This window comes from Photobacterium sp. GSS17 (assembly GCF_028621875.1).
Taxonomy (GTDB): Bacteria; Pseudomonadota; Gammaproteobacteria; order Enterobacterales; family Vibrionaceae; genus Photobacterium; species Photobacterium ganghwense.
This window is the reverse complement of sequence record NZ_CP117517.1, coordinates 104,254-120,505: the sequence shown is the minus strand read 5'-3', so window position 1 is coordinate 120,505 and position 16,252 is coordinate 104,254. Positions and strand designations below refer to the sequence as shown.

At 54.5% G+C, this 16,252-nt stretch carries 14 protein-coding genes; 8 read left to right on the top strand and 6 right to left on the bottom strand.

Annotated features, from left to right (window positions below; genetic code table 11):
• Positions 1-37: 37 nt before the first annotated feature.
• On the bottom strand, positions 38-967 hold the full coding sequence (gspC, locus tag PGW97_RS00555) for a type II secretion system protein GspC (protein ID WP_273858131.1): 930 nt from the start codon (positions 965-967) through the stop codon (positions 38-40).
• Positions 968-1,262: 295 nt separating this feature from the next.
• Here gspC and hslR point away from each other — a divergent pair, with 295 nt between their 5' ends.
• From hslR to PGW97_RS00535, 4 genes are all read left to right on the top strand, one after another.
• Complete coding sequence (gene hslR / locus PGW97_RS00550; protein WP_047887093.1) at positions 1,263-1,673, top strand: ribosome-associated heat shock protein Hsp15; 411 nt, start codon at positions 1,263-1,265, stop codon at positions 1,671-1,673.
• A 95-nt stretch (positions 1,674-1,768) separates the two neighbouring features.
• Entirely contained in the window at positions 1,769-2,647 is an 879-nt protein-coding gene (hslO, locus tag PGW97_RS00545; protein ID WP_047887092.1) for an Hsp33 family molecular chaperone HslO, read from the top strand.
• Between the two features lie 319 nt (positions 2,648-2,966).
• A complete protein-coding gene (pckA, locus tag PGW97_RS00540; RefSeq protein ID WP_207103398.1) occupies positions 2,967-4,598 on the top strand; it encodes a phosphoenolpyruvate carboxykinase (ATP) in 1,632 nt (543 codons plus the stop codon).
• Positions 4,599-4,747: 149 nt separating this feature from the next.
• A complete protein-coding gene (locus tag PGW97_RS00535; RefSeq protein WP_273858130.1) occupies positions 4,748-6,886 on the top strand; it encodes an AsmA family protein in 2,139 nt (712 codons plus the stop codon).
• Here the strand turns inward: PGW97_RS00535 and PGW97_RS00530 are convergent.
• The 3 genes from PGW97_RS00530 to PGW97_RS00520 are packed head-to-tail and all read right to left on the bottom strand — an operon-like array spanning position 6,841 to position 9,207.
• Complete coding sequence (locus tag PGW97_RS00530) at positions 6,841-7,761, bottom strand: bifunctional GNAT family N-acetyltransferase/hotdog fold thioesterase (RefSeq protein WP_047887089.1); 921 nt, start codon at positions 7,759-7,761, stop codon at positions 6,841-6,843. The genes PGW97_RS00535 and PGW97_RS00530 overlap by 46 nt on opposite strands.
• 46 nt (positions 7,762-7,807) lie before the next feature.
• Positions 7,808-8,245 carry a D-aminoacyl-tRNA deacylase gene (dtd, locus tag PGW97_RS00525; RefSeq protein WP_047887088.1) on the bottom strand — a complete coding sequence of 146 codons (438 nt, stop codon included), beginning with the start codon at positions 8,243-8,245 and terminating at the stop codon, positions 7,808-7,810.
• The gene (locus PGW97_RS00520) at positions 8,245-9,207 is read right to left on the bottom strand and encodes a virulence factor BrkB family protein (RefSeq protein ID WP_047887121.1); all 963 of its coding nucleotides are present in this window, start codon (positions 9,205-9,207) and stop codon (positions 8,245-8,247) included. The genes dtd and PGW97_RS00520 overlap by 1 nt, the downstream gene beginning before the upstream one ends.
• A 77-nt stretch (positions 9,208-9,284) precedes the next feature.
• Here PGW97_RS00520 and PGW97_RS00515 point away from each other — a divergent pair, with 77 nt between their 5' ends.
• Complete coding sequence (locus PGW97_RS00515; protein ID WP_047887087.1) at positions 9,285-9,926, top strand: DUF2959 domain-containing protein; 642 nt, start codon at positions 9,285-9,287, stop codon at positions 9,924-9,926.
• Positions 9,927-9,930: 4 nt separating this feature from the next.
• Here the strand turns inward: PGW97_RS00515 and PGW97_RS00510 are convergent, their stop codons facing one another.
• Together PGW97_RS00510 and typA are read right to left on the bottom strand one after the other, a co-directional pair.
• Positions 9,931-10,473 (bottom strand): AAA family ATPase, encoded by a 543-nt coding sequence (locus tag PGW97_RS00510; RefSeq protein WP_273858129.1) that lies wholly within the window; start codon positions 10,471-10,473, stop codon positions 9,931-9,933.
• Positions 10,474-10,561: 88 nt separating this feature from the next.
• On the bottom strand, positions 10,562-12,391 hold the full coding sequence (typA, locus tag PGW97_RS00505; RefSeq protein ID WP_047887085.1) for a translational GTPase TypA: 1,830 nt from the start codon (positions 12,389-12,391) through the stop codon (positions 10,562-10,564).
• Between the two features lie 534 nt (positions 12,392-12,925).
• Here typA and glnA point away from each other — a divergent pair.
• The 3 genes from glnA to glnL all read left to right on the top strand — a co-directional run bounded on the left by glnA (position 12,926) and on the right by glnL (position 16,235).
• Positions 12,926-14,335 (top strand): glutamate--ammonia ligase, encoded by a 1,410-nt coding sequence (glnA, locus tag PGW97_RS00500; protein WP_047887083.1) that lies wholly within the window; start codon positions 12,926-12,928, stop codon positions 14,333-14,335.
• A 98-nt stretch (positions 14,336-14,433) separates the two neighbouring features.
• Positions 14,434-15,063 carry a DUF4124 domain-containing protein gene (locus PGW97_RS00495; RefSeq protein ID WP_273858128.1) on the top strand — a complete coding sequence of 210 codons (630 nt, stop codon included), beginning with the start codon at positions 14,434-14,436 and terminating at the stop codon, positions 15,061-15,063.
• Between the two features lie 119 nt (positions 15,064-15,182).
• Entirely contained in the window at positions 15,183-16,235 is a 1,053-nt protein-coding gene (gene glnL / locus PGW97_RS00490) for a nitrogen regulation protein NR(II) (RefSeq protein WP_047887119.1), read from the top strand.
• Positions 16,236-16,252 lie beyond the last annotated feature (17 nt).

Here is a 16,252-nt window from a genome sequence, read left to right as displayed (position 1 = left end):
CAAAACTCCTGCGCTATCGCATGTTCGCCTTGAGCCGCTATTGCAGCTCAATATAAATATCATGTAGCTGACCGTCCCGCTCGACAGTCAGAGTAAAATCTGTGGCATTGGACAGCTCAGTCCACAGTTTGGCCATCACGGCCGGATCGGTCAGGTCGTTGCCGTTCAGGCTCACCGCCAGATCGTCGGCTTTCAGCCCCACCGCATCAAACAAGGCACGGTCTTTGCCCGGATTCACCCGGTAACCAATCAGGTTGCCGTCACGCTGTACCTGAGACAGCCGGATATAGCTGAACAGGTTCTGCGGCTTTTCGAGAATCTCCTGCTTAATGCGACTCAAATCCGAGGCTGGTTCAGCGCCGGGGTCTGAGGCAGCAGGCTGAGCCGGCTCCGGAGCCGGACGTTGACGCGCCACAGGAGCCGGAGTGGCGACTGAGGCGGACTTGCCGAAATCGACACCGTCCAGCATCAGGGTTTCATCCCGGCCGCTGTTACGGATAATCACCCTGTCAGCAAACACGGCCTGCAACGTGGCCCGCGTACCGTCGATGACCTCGCCGATACCGTAGGTGTTCTGTTTCCCCTGATTGGTGATTACCGCCAGCGCGGTATGCGGGTTGGAGCTGGCCACCAGCCCCACCAGCGTCAGCCGCAGCTTGGTCTGCGGAGCATCCTTCTGCACCGGTTGCTTCGGCGCTACTACCGGCGCATCCGCCTGATAGCGCCCAAACAAGTTCATGGCCAGCACATCGGAAACATTGCCTTTTTCTTGTCCCGGCGACGCGGGGGCGACTGGCGTCGCTTGCCAGCGCACAGGCTGCGGTGCCGGCTGCACAGCGGCCCAGATCAGGCGACCCAGCACCCAGGCCAGAATCACGACCAAAAACCAGGTCAGGAAACGGGTCAGTGATGTTACGGAGAACCAGCGTTTAGACTGCAATGTCCCCATCCAATTTGCTGCTACCATGAAACGTCCATCGTCCTGCGGAAATAAAGTAAAGGCCAGTTACCGGGCCGGACTACACAGGATACCGTTAGAAGCTAAAAACGGCACCGTTAAATACTAAAATGATCACATAATACCAAAAGAGATCACGGAAAATTTATATCTACTATCAATACACTAGCCATTAAGTGTCATTTATTCCCCAGATTATCGTTGAAATCTGAGTACCTTATCACCATCTATTTACTCTCAACGCCTGCTGACGCCGTGTCGGCATTGTGGTACTTTTAGCGCCCTTTGGGGTAAGGAGCAGACAGTGGGCCAACATCAGTCCAATTCTGACAACCTACAGGTCCGTCTGGATAAATGGTTATGGGCGGCACGCTTTTACAAAACCCGTTCACTTGCCCGCAACATGGTTGACGGCGGCAAAGTGCAATACAACGGACAACGCTCCAAGCCCAGCAAGCTGGTCGAAGTCGGTGCCGAAATCCGGTTGCGTCAGGGCAATGAGGAAAAAACCGTCATTGTTGAGCAGCTATCGGATACACGCCGCGGTGCGCCAGAAGCACAAACCCTGTATCGGGAGACAGCCGACAGCATCAAGAAGCGTGAAGAACACACTCAGATGCGCAAGCTCCATGCCTTTGGCAGCCCGAGTCCGGACAAGCGTCCGGATAAAAAACAGCGACGCGATATAATTAAGTTTAAAAGTAATTCCAATTAATGGCATTAGGTCATCATAACGGCCGATAGTTTCGTTACGATGGCGAAAGTGATGCAAATGTTGGCGATTGACCTTCTGCTGGAGAAAACAAGCTAATGACAAAAGACAGTCTATACCGTTACCTGTTTGACGGTGTATCCGTACGTGGTGAACTGGTTCAGCTGAGCGAAACTTATCAGCAAATCATTTCCAGCAAGGAATACCCGGCACCGGTGAAAACCCTGCTGGGCGAACTGCTGGTGACCACCAGCCTGCTGACCGCGACCCTGAAGTTTGAAGGCTCGATCACGGTGCAACTGCAAGGTGACGGCCCGGTGAAACTGGCAGTGATCAACGGCGACCACGACCAGAAACTGCGTGGCGTTGCACGTTGGGAAGGTAATGTGCCGGAAAGCGGCAACATCCACGACCTGATGGGTAAAGGTCACCTGGTGATCACTATTACCCCAACAAAAGGCGAGCGCTACCAAGGCGTCGTTGGCCTGGAAGGCGACTCACTGGCAACCTGTCTGGAAGGGTACTTCGCAAACTCCGAACAGCTGCAAACCCGTATCTGGCTGCGCTCCGGCGAACTGAACGGTGAAGCGAAAGCGGCCGGTATGCTGCTGCAGATCCTGCCGGACGGTAAAGGCCATGAAGGGGACTTTGAGCACCTGGAGCAGCTGACAGAGACCGTCAAAGACGAAGAGCTGTTCGGCCTGGACGCGCAGGATGTGCTGTACCGCCTGTACCACCAGGAAGAAGTGAAGCTGTTCGAACCGCAGGACGTGAGCTTCCATTGTGGCTGCTCCCGTGAGCGCAGCGCATCAGCTATCGTTTCTATCGAGCGCAGCGAAATCGATCGCATCGTGGCAGAAGAGGGGAAAGTTTCCCTGCACTGTGACTACTGTGGCACAACGTATGACTTTGACAGCATTGATGTTGCTGCCCTGTTCGAACACGCCGCGAACGACACCAGTAAGCAGGTTCATTAATTATCCCCTCTTATTAAGCCTGAAACATTCTTACAAAAGCCGGATGACATCCGGCTTTTTTTCTACCTGAAGCACACTTTTCCCCGCCAGCTCGTAAGTCAATAACGCGCTAAATTACGCTTTTTTCAAGGAAAATATTAATTTTTAGGCCTAGCGCAAACGTTTTACATCAGGATAAAATAAAGGCCTACAATTACTCTAACTATTTTACTTAACCCTAACTTTTAAATGGTTAATTTTTGATAAACCTCCCTGAATTACCCCTTTAGGGTTGCTAGCATGGTCAACAGTTAAACAACATCTTACCCAAGGAGCACCTATGACCGTCATGAACGTCGATAAAAAGGTTGCAAAAAATATCGACCTATCTCAATACGGTATCAGCAATGTTACAGAGGTGGTTCGTAACCCAAGTTATGAACTGCTATTTGAAGAAGAGACCAAGCCGGGCCTGGAGGGATACGAAAAAGGTATCGTTACTGAGCTGGGTGCCGTCGCCGTTGATACCGGTATTTTTACAGGTCGTTCACCAAAAGATAAGTTCATCGTCCAAGATGACACCACCAAAGATACCCTATGGTGGGCTGACCAGGGCGCCAACGACAACAAAGCGATCTCTCAGGAAGTCTGGCAGGATCTGAAACACCTGGTAACGAATCAACTATCTGGCAAGCGCCTGTTTGTGGTTGATGGTTACTGTGGTGCGAACCCGGACACCCGCCTGTGCATTCGTGTGATCACTGAAGTGGCCTGGCAGGCACACTTTGTGAAAAACATGTTCATCCGTCCAAGTGAAGAAGAGCTGGAAAACTTCGAGCCTGATTTCGTGGTCATGAACGGTGCCAAATGCACCAACGATAAGTGGCAGGAGCAAGGTCTGAACTCTGAAAACTTCACCGTGTTCAACCTGACCGAGAAAATGCAGCTGATTGGCGGTACCTGGTACGGCGGCGAAATGAAGAAAGGTATGTTCGCAATGATGAACTACTTCCTGCCGCTGAAAGGCATTGCCTCAATGCACTGTTCCGCGAACTTGGGTAAAGACGGTGACGTAGCGGTGTTCTTCGGCCTGTCCGGTACCGGTAAAACAACCCTGTCTACCGATCCGAAACGTGCCCTGATCGGTGATGACGAGCACGGCTGGGATGACAACGGTGTATTCAACTTCGAAGGCGGTTGCTACGCGAAAACCATCAACCTGTCGAAAGAAGCAGAACCAGACATCTACAACGCGATCCGTCGCGATGCACTGCTGGAAAACGTAACGGTACGCAGCGACGGCTCTATCGACTTCGACGACAACTCGAAGACCGAAAATACCCGTGTGTCTTACCCTATCTACCACATTGAAAACATCGTTAAGCCGGTCTCTAAAGGCGGTCACGCTAACAAAGTGATCTTCCTGTCTGCTGACGCATTCGGTGTGCTGCCTCCGGTGTCTAAACTGACGCCAGAGCAAACCAAATACCACTTCCTGTCAGGCTTCACTGCGAAACTGGCCGGTACTGAGCGCGGCATCACTGAGCCGACGCCAACCTTCTCAGCATGTTTCGGTAACGCGTTCCTGACGCTGCACCCAACACAATACGCCGAAGTACTGGTTAAACGTATGGAAGCGGCAGGCGCTGAAGCCTACCTGGTCAACACCGGCTGGAACGGCACCGGCAAACGTATCTCAATTCAGGATACCCGCGGCATTATTGACGCAATTCTGGACGGCTCTATCGAGCATGCCGAAACGAAGCACGTGCCGATCTTCAACCTGGAAGTACCGACGTCTCTGCCTGGCGTTGACCCAAGCATTCTGGACCCACGTGACACCTATGTGGATCCACTGCAGTGGGAAAGCAAAGCCAAAGATCTGGCAGAGCGCTTCATCAATAACTTCGAGAAGTACACGGATACTGCCGAAGGTTCGACGCTGGTTGCTGCAGGTCCTCAGCTGGACTAATCTGCAACGCGCCACAACCAATGCCAAGCCCCTCACACGAGGGGCTTTTTCGTTGCCCGCTCGCCATTTCCGGCTGCCATACTTGCAGCACAGGGCAATTTGCGCCCTAATATTAACCAACCCACTCTTTTACTGCCTCAGGAGCCCACATGCGCCTCATCGGGAAACTCGTTGCTACTCTGCTCGTCCTCATCCTGCTGGGCGCGACGGTCTTCCTGACCATGATGCATACCCGCTTTGCCACCCCGATGATGGTATGGCTAATCAATACCGTCAGCCCGTATCAGCTGGAGGCTGAGCAGGTGGTCTACGACATCGAGGAACCGTGGCGCCTGTCCCTGAACCAGTTACGTCTGCAGCCTCGTGCGGCAGAGACGCCCTCTGAGCCGCAGACTCCATTTACCGCAAACCAGCTGACCCTGTGGCTGAGCCCGTCCAGCCTGCTGGCCGGGCGCTGGCATTTTGACACCATCCTGTTAGACGGCCTGAACCTGAGCGCAGACAGCGCGTCGCTGCCGGTTCCTGCCGAGCTATCGAGCCAGCGACTGGCCCTGAGCAATCTGACCTGGCACAGCGCCGATATCACGCTGTCAGAAGGTGAAATCCAGCTTGATAACTGGCATTTCCGCGCCTCAGATCCCCGCCCGTTCTGGCAGCAGTTTGCTGGCAACTTCCAAATTGCGGCCCATACTCTGCGCTGGCACCAGTTCCCGGTGGAAAAGCTGCTGCTCGACGGCAACTACACCGCACCAGCCCTGACCCTGTACGGGTTTTCCTTTGATTGGCAGCACGCCGGTGTGAATGGCCAGCTGGAACTGGATACCCGCGTAAAGGTACTTCAGCTGCACCAGTTAACCGTGAGCGATCTACAGCTCCAGCACGGCGATGAACTCGCCGCCTTGCAGACATGGCTGCACCACTGGACGCAGGCTGGCGGGACAGCAACACTTGGCCGTCTCGACATGCTCGACATTAGCCTCGAATTACCCTCATTGGCCCTTAACCATGCCAGCCTGTCGCTGGAAAACTGGCATTGGCCGCAAAGTGCCTACCAACAGCCGGAGGCCTGGCTGTCATTCAGTGCAGAAAGCGGCAGCTGGCAGGCGCTCACCTTTACTGACCCGTTGCTGGAGCTGGCTTTTACTCCGGCCCAAGTCACCATCAAAGGCGCCTCGGTCAACGCGCTGGAAGGCTATGGCCGAGCCGCTGGCATCCTGACCCCTGAGAGCCTTCAGCTTGACAGCTTAGTCCTGAAGGGACTCAAAGTGTTCCTGCCGCCGCACTGGCAGCAAACTGCCCGCTCCGCCTTTGCCCACTGGCCGACCATTCGTATCGATAGCCTGGATATCGGCTATAGCCAGCTCGTGGATACGGCACCTGCTTCCCCCTGGCACCTGACCGGGCTTAACCTCAAAGGACAGGATCTGCTGCTGCGCCGGGAGAACCAACCGGGTCTGTGGCAAGGTAGCCTGACCGCCGGTGCTGGCGCGGCCAGTTTCAACACGATCAACCTGACCGGGCCTTATCTGGCAATGGCAGCTGAACAGGGCCAATGGCAACTGAGCGAAGCCACCCTGCCATTCGCCGATGGCCTGCTTAACGCAAAGGGAACAATCGACCTGAATACCGCCGGGCGCCCGTGGTCGCTGCAGTGGCAGGGTGACAGCCTGCCCGCCGCCCTGCTGGCGCAATGGCTTCAGTTGCCGCTGCCGGTAAAAGGAAAACTCGATACACAAGGACAACTGAAAGGGCTGGCCGCCAATCGCCTCAGTTTGGCCCATAGCCTCGACGGCAACCTCACGGCGAGCCTGCGTGAAGGCACCCTGAGCCAGCCTGCCGCTCAACTGTGGCAGCACTGGCAACAAACCGGGCAGCCAATAGTAACCGAACCGACGGATCTCAGCGCCGCACCGGCTCAGGCGATCACGACCACTGAAACAGCCACCGACAAGCCTGCTGTTACCACGATAGCGACCAACACGACTCCCGCAAAAGCACCAGCCGCCAGCGTGACCATTACTCCGCTGGCTATCACCAGCGATCGGGGACGCATCACCGTCGCACCGATGTCATTGCACAGTGGGCCGTTACAGGCAGGACTGGAAGGGAAATGGGATATGGCGGATCCGGCAGCGCAGCAGCTGGAATGGCAGGCCAGCTACCCGTGTCGGCAGCCAGACAGTGAAAACCGGTCGGCCAGTACCGGCTCACGTCAACAATTAGTACAACGGTGGCAGGGGGATCAGCACACGGTGTTGTTGTCGCCTTGCGAAGGAAACAACATATAAGTGCCGGTGAAGGTGGCGGCTAACGTCTCACCGCTGTAGACCTGCACCTGCACCACTGCCCGGCCTTTCCGGCGTTTGGCCAGTCGGTCCACGTCGCCCTTGAGATCTTCAACCGTGACCACGGCTTTAGGCCGCTCGGTCACCGGATGCTGATAACGGATGTGGCTGTCAGCCAGAATAATGTCGGCGGGCAGCTTGCGCTCTTTCAGCAGCATCCAGACAAATCCCCACCCGGCCAGCGTCGCCATGGTAAAGATACTGCCGGCGAACATGCTGGCTTTGGGATTGAGGTTGGCATTGATGCGGGCACTGACCTCGAAGCGATACCCCGTGTACTGGCTGATCCGCACCCCCATTTTTTCACTGATGGGAATTTGGGACTGCCACAGCTCCTGCAGCTCCTGACACCAGTCCGGATGGCGCACGAATTCCGTCAGCGGATCCAGGTGCTTAAGCATCTGCTGGTGCCGAACCGGGCCGCGCTCTTCACTCAGCTCGCCCTGGCTGGTAAAACCGTTGCGCAGGTAAAAAGGGATCGCGTCCTCGCGCGAGTTACAGACCAGGCGCTTGGCCCCTTCCTGCCGGGCCAGCGATTCCAGCGCCATCAGCACTATCGCCCCCATACCCTGATGGCGGTAATCGGGATGCACCGCCATATAACGGATCTGACCTTCATTGTCAGGTGTCATGTACAAACGGCCAATCGCAATCGCTTCGCCATCGTCACTGACAATCATCCGATGAATACTCAGTTCATCATAAGCATCACGCTCCGAGCCAACCGGCATATGCCAGGGCTCACGCAGCATCCGCCAACGGAAGTCATAGTATTGCGCCAGTTCTGCGTCTGTTGCCGGGGTGATCAATCGAAACATGAAATCCTTCTCCACTGTTCAGGGGGCCTGCAGCCCCCATCCATAATTATACCTGCAACCAGAAAGTGACCGGTCCGTCATTGAGCAGCGCGACTTTCATGTCCGCAGCAAAAATACCGGTTTCTGTCTGAATATCCTTATCCTTACAGCAGGTGACAAAGTAATCATACAGCCGTTCGGCTTCCGATGGTGTCGCACCAGCAGAAAAACTTGGCCGCATCCCACTTTTGGTATCGGCTGCCAGCGTAAATTGCGAAACCACCAAGACACTACCACCGGCTTGTTGCACATTGAGGTTCATTTTTCCGGCATCGTCTTCAAAGACACGATACCCCAGCACTTTGTCGCGCAGGCGCTGGGCTTTGGCTTCGTCATCGCCTTTCTCGACACCCAGCAATACCAGCAGTCCCTTACCAATCGCGCCGGTTACCTTACCATCCACCGTTACGCTGGCTTCGCTGACTCGTTGAATAAGTGCAATCATTACTCTTTCCTTTCTACCTCTTTGTGTTCACTTTCTGTGGCCTGTCCGCTTTCCTGCACGGCCATTTCTTCGGCGGTCGGCACCGTTTCATCACGGGATTTGTCGATCGGGTGCCAGTACTGCCGCTCGCCAAGGCTGGCGGTGATCTCCGCGCCAAACAACACAATACACCAGCACAGATACACCCACACAAACAAAATCGGCACCACAGCCAGTGCACCGTAAATCACCTGGTACGACGGGAAGTTGGTGATGTACAGGGCAAACCCTTTCTTGCTCAGTTCAAACAGCACACTGGCCGTCACGGCACCAATCACGGCATGGCTGAGACGCACCTTGGTATTGGGTACCAGCAGGTACAGGCCAAGGAAGGCGGCACTGGACATCAGCACGGGCAGGCCGCGCAGGCTGCGCTGCAACAGGCCATTGACGGCATCACTGTTTAGCAGGTTCAGCGATCCCAGATAAGAGCTGACCGCAATACTGGACCCGACCAGAATCGGCCCCAGCGTCAGGACCATCCAGTAGATCGAGAACGAAATTACTGGACGGCGCTTTTCCGTCACCCGCCAGATATAGTTAAGCGACTTATCGATGGTGGAAATCAGCATCATCGCCACCACAAACAGTGCCCCGATACCTACGGCCGTCATCTTACCGGCATTGGCCACAAACTCGTTGAGGTACTCTTTAAGGATTTCCCCGGCAGCCGGAACGAAGTTTTCAATTACGAAATTCTGCAGCATGTCGCCCAACCCGGCAAACACCGGAAAGGATGACAATGCGGACAGCACCACAGTGATCAGTGGCACTAATGACAGCAGGGTTACATACGCCATAGAGCCTGCGGTCACCGTCAGGCGATCGTGCCCGACACGTTGATGAAGATAACGGATATAGGCCCACGTCGTGCGCAGTTGCTGCTGCCAATCGTGCTTGCCAGTTGTCTTTTTGTCAGCCATAGTCATGTCACTAATTTTCTTGTTTGTTTTTAAAATATTCGAAGATTCAATAGATTCTAGGACAACCGGAGACCAATATGCCCTATTTGCTTGCCATCCTGCTAGCGCTGACCACCCTGACAGGGTGTCAAAGCGCTTATTATTCAGCCATGGAAAAAGTCGGGATCCACAAACGCGACATCATGGTAGACCGGGTGGAAGAGGCCAATGAAGCACAAGCCGATGCCCAGGAAAAATTCACCGATGCCCTGACCGCCCTTAAAGCCCTGAACCAGTTTGATGGCGGTGAGTTGGAGCGCGTGTACAATTCCATTAATGATGAGTATCTGGCCAGCCAGAAAGCGGCAGAGAAAGTCAGCGATCGCATCGCGGCCATTGAAGACGTCGCCGATGCGCTGTTCGACGAATGGGAAGACGAACTGACGCTCTATACCAGCGCAACCCTGCGCCGGGACAGCGAACGCAAGCTGCGCAGCACCCAGGCTTCCTACAAACGCATGCTTGGTGCAATGCACCGCGCAGAGCAGAAAATGACGCCGGTACTCAACACGTTGCGTGATAATACCCTATATCTTAAGCATAATCTTAATGCCGCGGCGATTGGTTCACTACAGGGCGAATTTAATTCCCTGCAGCGCGATATTCAGCGGGCCATTACCGACATGGAAGCCGCCATCAGCGAGTCCGAGCGTTTTATCGCACAGCTGAAAAAAGCCTAACCGACTACTCGCCGATTTGCCCATTCCGCAGCCGGGCCAATACCCAGTTGGCCCGCGCTTCCACGGTCCCCCAAGGCACCTCTGCCACTGCGTAACCCAACGCCTGATAGGTCGTCACCAGCTCGCGGTGAATCGCCTGAGCTTCAGCGAAGTTATGGGGACGCTCATCATCCTGCACATAAATCGACGCTTCCGGCGCGCAGAAAAACACAGTGGAATGATAGCCTTGGGCCGCCGCCAGATAATTCGCCGTCACCGGCAAACCGCCGACTTTCAGGTAAGCACAAATATCCCCAATCGCCCGATCCACAAACGCCGGCATCGTACTGCACGCCGCCTGCTCACGCTGGCTGCTCATGCGATCCAGGCACAGCGCAGCAAAACCCGGTAAATCGGTCCAGGGCAGAATGCCGTCGTCACGGGCTGATTCTTCCCGGATCAGGGCGCGGGACACTTCCGGGTACGTCAGGTAGCCCCGTTGGGCCAGCGCCTGCAGCAGTGTGGTTTTGCCGGCACCCGGGCCGCCGGTGATGATTATCGGTTGCATAGGTCAGTTTTCCATTTACCTGGCCAGATAAAACAATCCCCCCATGCTTGCGCGATGGAGGGATTGATTCAGTACATGCGGTTAGCGATTATTTCGCTGAACGGCTTGCACGCTTACGATCGGTTTCCGTCAGCAGTTTCTTACGGATACGGATGCTTTCTGGCGTTACTTCTACCAGCTCGTCATCATCGATGAACTCAAGCGCCTGCTCCAGAGTGAACTTGATCGCCGGAGTCAGAACCTGTGCTTCATCCGTACCAGAAGCACGAACGTTAGTCAGCTGCTTACCTTTCAGACAGTTTACTGTCAGGTCGTTTGAACGGTTGTGAATACCGATGATCTGACCTTCGTACACTTCATCTGCGTGCTCAGCAAACAGACGGCCACGCTCCTGCAGGTTGAACAGTGCGTAAGTCAGGGCTTTACCGGTTGCGTTAGAAATCAGTACGCCGTTCACACGCTGGCCGATTTCGCCACCTTTGTGCGGACCGTAGTGATCAAACGTGTGGTACAGCAGGCCAGAACCTGAAGTCAGGGTCATGAACTCTGTCTGGAAGCCAATCAGGCCACGAGAAGGCATCATGAAGTCCATACGTACACGGCCTTTGCCGTCCGGTGCCATATCAGTCAGCTCACCTTTACGCAGACCGATGTTTTCCATGATGCCGCCCTGGTGCTCTTCCATCACGTCGATAGTCACCGTTTCATACGGTTCCATCAGCTGACCATCTTCTTCTTTCAGGATTACTTCCGGACGAGATACTGCCAGCTCAAAGCCTTCACGACGCATGTTTTCGATCAGGATAGACAGGTGCAGCTCACCACGGCCTGATACGCGGAACTTGTCCGGGTCATCCGTTTCTTCTACACGCAGAGCAACGTTGTGAACCAGTTCTTTCTGCAGACGCTCAAGAATGTTACGTGACGTTACGAACTTACCTTCTTTACCCGCAAACGGAGAGGTGTTTACCTGGAAGGTCATAGTAACTGTTGGCTCGTCAACAGACAGAGCTGGCAGCGCTTCAACAGCATTCACGTCACAGATAGTGTCAGAGATTTTCAGCTCGCCCAGACCTGTGATTGCGATGATGTCACCCGCTGTCGCCTGCGCAACATCGTGACGCTCCAGACCCAGGTAACCCAGTACTGTACCAACTTTACCGTTACGCTTAGTGCCGTCAGCACCCACAACGGTAACTTGCTGGTTTGGCTTCACCGAACCACGTGTAACACGGCCAACACCGATAACACCCACGTATGAGCTGTAATCCAGCTGAGAAATTTGCATCTGCAGCGAACCATCAACGTCAACGTTTGGCGCAGCAACGTTATCTACGATAGCCTGGAACAGAGGTTCCATGTTCTCGCCAGTTTCGCCTTCTTCCAATGTTGCCCAGCCGTTCAGAGCCGATGCGTACACTACACGGAAATCCAGCTGCTCGTCAGTCGCACCCAGGTTGTCGAACAGGTCAAATACCTGATCCATAACCCAATCAGGACGTGCACCCGGACGGTCAATTTTGTTGATTACCACGATTGGCTTCAGGCCGTGAGCAAACGCTTTTTGCGTTACGAAACGCGTCTGTGGCATCGGACCGTCAACGGCATCAACGATCAGCAGTACTGAGTCAACCATCGACATGATACGCTCAACTTCACCACCGAAGTCGGCGTGTCCCGGAGTATCAACGATGTTGATGCGGTAATCGTTCCAGTTGATCGCTGTGTTCTTAGCCAGAATGGTAATACCACGCTCTTTTTCGATGTCGTTGGAATCCATTACGCGTTCTTCTACTTCACCGCGAGACTCTAACGTGCCAGATTGCTGAAGCAATTTGTCAACCAGAGTCGTTTTACCGTGGTCAACGTGCGCAATGATTGCGATATTTCTTAATTTATCGATCTGTGGATTTGACATGTGTTTTACATTCACTCAGAACATGCAGCGACCGGACGGTTGCCACGTGGTTAAAAAAACGGCTCATAATCTAACAGATTTTACGTCAAAACCCACCTATTATGTGATTTATATCACCGGCTTTTTTGCGCTCAAGCGCACCATGCCCCCGTATCCCCCGCCGTTTGGGCGATTTAAGCTGAATAATGGCAGCGACTTCCGGCCGTTCCCCTCTTTATTTGACGTTTCCATGAAACCGACCACTTTTTCCTGAAACTCCCGCCAGCAGCAATTGACAATATGCGACCATGGACTAATAGTAATGGCGCGCACCAGGAAAGACGGGACTTGTCACCAATCGCACCACAATGGTGCACAGCATCACCAAGTTGGTGCATCAGAAGTGCGCATTTGCCCTTTTACTCACGCTAATGCGCTGTTTTGGGGCTTTTAAAAGTTGGCACGGTTCTCGCTTAATAGATTTTAGCTGAGCAATGCATGCTCATTACCTATTTTGTGGCCCGTTGCCCAATCTAACACCGGAGGTTACTCAAGATGTCAGTTGAAAACGTACTCGCGCTGATCCAGGAAAACGAAGTCAAGTTTGTTGACCTACGCTTTACCGATACCAAAGGTAAAGAGCAGCATATCTCTATCCCAGCTCACCAGATTGATGCCGACTTCTTTGAAGAAGGTAAAATGTTCGACGGTTCTTCTGTTGCTGGCTGGAAAGGCATCAACGAATCAGACATGGTAATGATGCCAGACGCATCATCAGCAGTACTGGACCCGTTCACAGAAGATGCCACTCTGAACATTCGTTGTGACATCCTGGAACCTGCGACTATGCAGGGCTACGATCGCGACCCACGTTCTATCGCTAAACGCGCAGAAGACTACATGCGCTCAACTGGCATCGCTGACACTGTATTGGTTGGTCCAGAACCAGAATTCTTCCTGTTCGATGACGTGAAATTCTCGACCGATATGTCTGGTTCTTTCTTCAAGATTGACGACATCGAAGCGGCATGGAACACAGGTTCTGACATCGAAGGCGGTAACAAAGGTCACCGTCCAGGCGTGAAAGGCGGTTACTTCCCAGTGGCGCCGGTTGATTCTTCTCAGGATATCCGTTCAGCCATGTGTCTGATCATGGAAGAGATGGGCCTGGTTGTTGAAGCACACCACCACGAAGTCGCGACTGCAGGTCAGAACGAGATCGCCACGCGCTTCAACACGCTGACAACCAAAGCGGACGAAATCCAGATCTACAAATACGTTGTACACAACGTCGCACACGCTTTCGGCAAAACCGCGACCTTCATGCCTAAACCACTGGTGGGCGACAACGGTTCTGGTATGCACGTACACCAATCTCTGGCGAAAGACGGTCAGAACCTGTTTGCGGGCGACAAATACGGCGGCCTGTCTGAAATGGCTCTGTACTACATCGGCGGTATCATCAAGCACGCACGTGCACTGAACGCACTGACTAACCCGTCGACCAACTCGTACAAGCGTCTGGTTCCTCACTACGAAGCACCAGTAATGCTGGCTTACTCAGCGCGTAACCGTTCTGCTTCTATCCGTATCCCTGTGGTACCAAGCCCGAAAGCGCGTCGTATCGAAGTGCGCTTCCCAGATCCAGCAGCAAACCCATACCTGGCGTTTGCAGCCATGCTGATGGCGGGTCTTGACGGTATCCGGAACAAGATCCACCCAGGGGAAGCGATGGATAAAGACCTGTACGATCTGCCAGCTGAAGAAGCAGCAGAGATTCCAAAGGTTGCAGAATCACTACAACAAGCGCTTCAGTGCCTAGACGAAGATCGTGAGTTCCTGACCGCTGGCGGCGTGTTCTCTGATGACTTCATTGATTCTTACATCGCTCTGAAAACTCAGGACGTGCAGAAGATCAACATGGCGACGCACCCACTGGAATTCGAACTGTACTACTCTGTATAAGAAATTCGCAGTGTAATCACAGCGTTACTTTTAGGCCGGCTTCACAAGCCGGCCTTTTTACACTTGCCGTTGGTCAGACCGGGTCCAACAATGGAGATATGTCCACGACGACCTTCACCGGTGCTGCTATGAAACCCACGACCCTGCTGCTTTTCAGCCTGCTTGCCGCCCCAGCATGGGCTCAGTCGACACTGTATACCTGGGAAGATGCCGATGGCGTCGTCCATTTCAGCGATCAACCCCGTCCCGGAGCCAAACCGCTGGCACTCAAAGCCCCGGAAGTCGAGCCCCCGGCCGCTGAGCCCGACACCATACTGGATACCACGTCTGAGGTGAGTCCGTCCGACAGCGCCTCTGACCCCAGCGTAACCGACGCGGATCCGGCCAGCCCCAGCGATGATGCCCTGGCCCAGCCTATCATCAGCATGCTGACACCGGCCCACCAGCAGACGATCCGTGACAACAGTGGCACCATTACAGTGACCGCCACCAGTAATCGCAAACTCAATAAAGGTCATACTGCTCACCTGCGGCTGGATGGCAAGGTCATCGGTCGCGCTCAGACAGATCTGGACTGGCAGCTCACCAATATTGATCGCGGCGAGCACACGCTTCAGGTCGAACTCTTAAAATACGGCAAGGTTATTGCATCTTCAGAGACAGTCACTGTCTTTCTGCACCGTGCCAGCGTCCTGCAGCGAACCCAGCCCCAGCCAGTGCCCAAGTAACAGGTAAGGCTGAATTTTTCGTTCACGTTACCAGACAGACAGGCTACACTTGATTGCACCAAGTTGGTGCATCGCCAGTTCCATGCACCATGATGAGAATATGGACAAGGATGGTAATTGTGACGGACGAGTTTTCTCCCCTGATTCTGGACAATCTGGTTACCGCAGTCGTACTGCTTGATGAAACCCTGACGATTCGTTACGTCAATCCGGCGGCGGAGCAGCTGCTGTCGTTCAGTAAACGGCGGCTCGATAACACCCGCTTTCCGGATTTGCTGCAACATACCTCGCTCGACCTGAGTCTGGTTCAAGCCACCCTGCAAAGCGGTCAGGGGCTGGCAGACAGTGAAGTCACCTTTGTGATCGACAGCCGCCACCATACCCTGGAGCTGAGTGCCAGCCCGCTATCCTGGCAGCGGGAGCTGCTGATCCTGCTCGAGCTCAAACCGATTGACCAGCAACGCCGGATCAGTCAGGAGCTGAGCCAGCATGCCCAGCAACAGGCAGCCAAAGAGCTGGTACGCGGCCTTGCCCACGAGATCAAAAACCCGCTGGGCGGCCTGCGCGGCGCGGCGCAGCTGCTGGAAAAAACCCTCCCGGACCCGAGCTACACCGAGTACACCCAGATGATTATCGAGCAGGCCGACCGCCTGCGGAATCTGGTCGACCGCCTGCTTGGCCCGCAGCGGCCCGGTGTCCGCCACGAAGACAATATCCACGTTGTGCTGGAAAAAGTCCGCCAGCTGGTCAGCGTCGACTGCGGTGACAATATCTACCTGCACCGGGACTACGATCCCAGCCTGCCACCGTTTGACATGGACCCCGAACAGCTGGAGCAGGCCATTCTCAATATTGTCAGCAATGCCGCCCAGGTGCTGCAGCAGCACGGCGGCGGCAACATCACCCTGAAAACCCGGACCGCCCACCAGACGCTGATCCATGGCCGCCGCTACCGGGTTGCCGCCAAGATAGACATCATTGATGACGGCCCGGGGATCCCGAGTGATATTCAGGACACCCTGTTCTACCCCATGGTGACCGGCCGTGAAGGCGGCACAGGATTAGGACTGTCGATCGCCCAGAATCTGATCGACCAGCATCACGGCAAGATTGAAGTGGTGAGCTGGCCCGGCCATACCAAGTTCACCCTGTATTTACCGATTAAGTCATAAAGCGGGCAACCGACCCG

What these genes read in the sequence shown, in the direction of transcription:
- hslO (WP_047887092.1), top strand. Translation starts at nt 1,769, where the DNA reads ATGACAAAAGACAGTCTATACCGTTACCTGTTTGACGGTGTATCCGTA.
- dtd (WP_047887088.1), bottom strand. Translation starts at nt 8,245, where the DNA reads ATGATTGCACTTATTCAACGAGTCAGCGAAGCCAGCGTAACGGTGGAT.
- glnA (WP_047887083.1), top strand. Translation starts at nt 12,926, where the DNA reads ATGTCAGTTGAAAACGTACTCGCGCTGATCCAGGAAAACGAAGTCAAG.
- PGW97_RS00510 (WP_273858129.1), bottom strand. Translation starts at nt 10,473, where the DNA reads ATGCAACCGATAATCATCACCGGCGGCCCGGGTGCCGGCAAAACCACA.
- pckA (WP_207103398.1), top strand. Translation starts at nt 2,967, where the DNA reads ATGACCGTCATGAACGTCGATAAAAAGGTTGCAAAAAATATCGACCTA.
- PGW97_RS00530 (WP_047887089.1), bottom strand. Translation starts at nt 7,761, where the DNA reads ATGTTTCGATTGATCACCCCGGCAACAGACGCAGAACTGGCGCAATAC.
- gspC (WP_273858131.1), bottom strand. Translation starts at nt 967, where the DNA reads ATGGTAGCAGCAAATTGGATGGGGACATTGCAGTCTAAACGCTGGTTC.
- PGW97_RS00495 (WP_273858128.1), top strand. Translation starts at nt 14,434, where the DNA reads ATGTCCACGACGACCTTCACCGGTGCTGCTATGAAACCCACGACCCTG.
- PGW97_RS00515 (WP_047887087.1), top strand. Translation starts at nt 9,285, where the DNA reads ATGCCCTATTTGCTTGCCATCCTGCTAGCGCTGACCACCCTGACAGGG.
- PGW97_RS00520 (WP_047887121.1), bottom strand. Translation starts at nt 9,207, where the DNA reads ATGGCTGACAAAAAGACAACTGGCAAGCACGATTGGCAGCAGCAACTG.
- PGW97_RS00535 (WP_273858130.1), top strand. Translation starts at nt 4,748, where the DNA reads ATGCGCCTCATCGGGAAACTCGTTGCTACTCTGCTCGTCCTCATCCTG.
- typA (WP_047887085.1), bottom strand. Translation starts at nt 12,391, where the DNA reads ATGTCAAATCCACAGATCGATAAATTAAGAAATATCGCAATCATTGCG.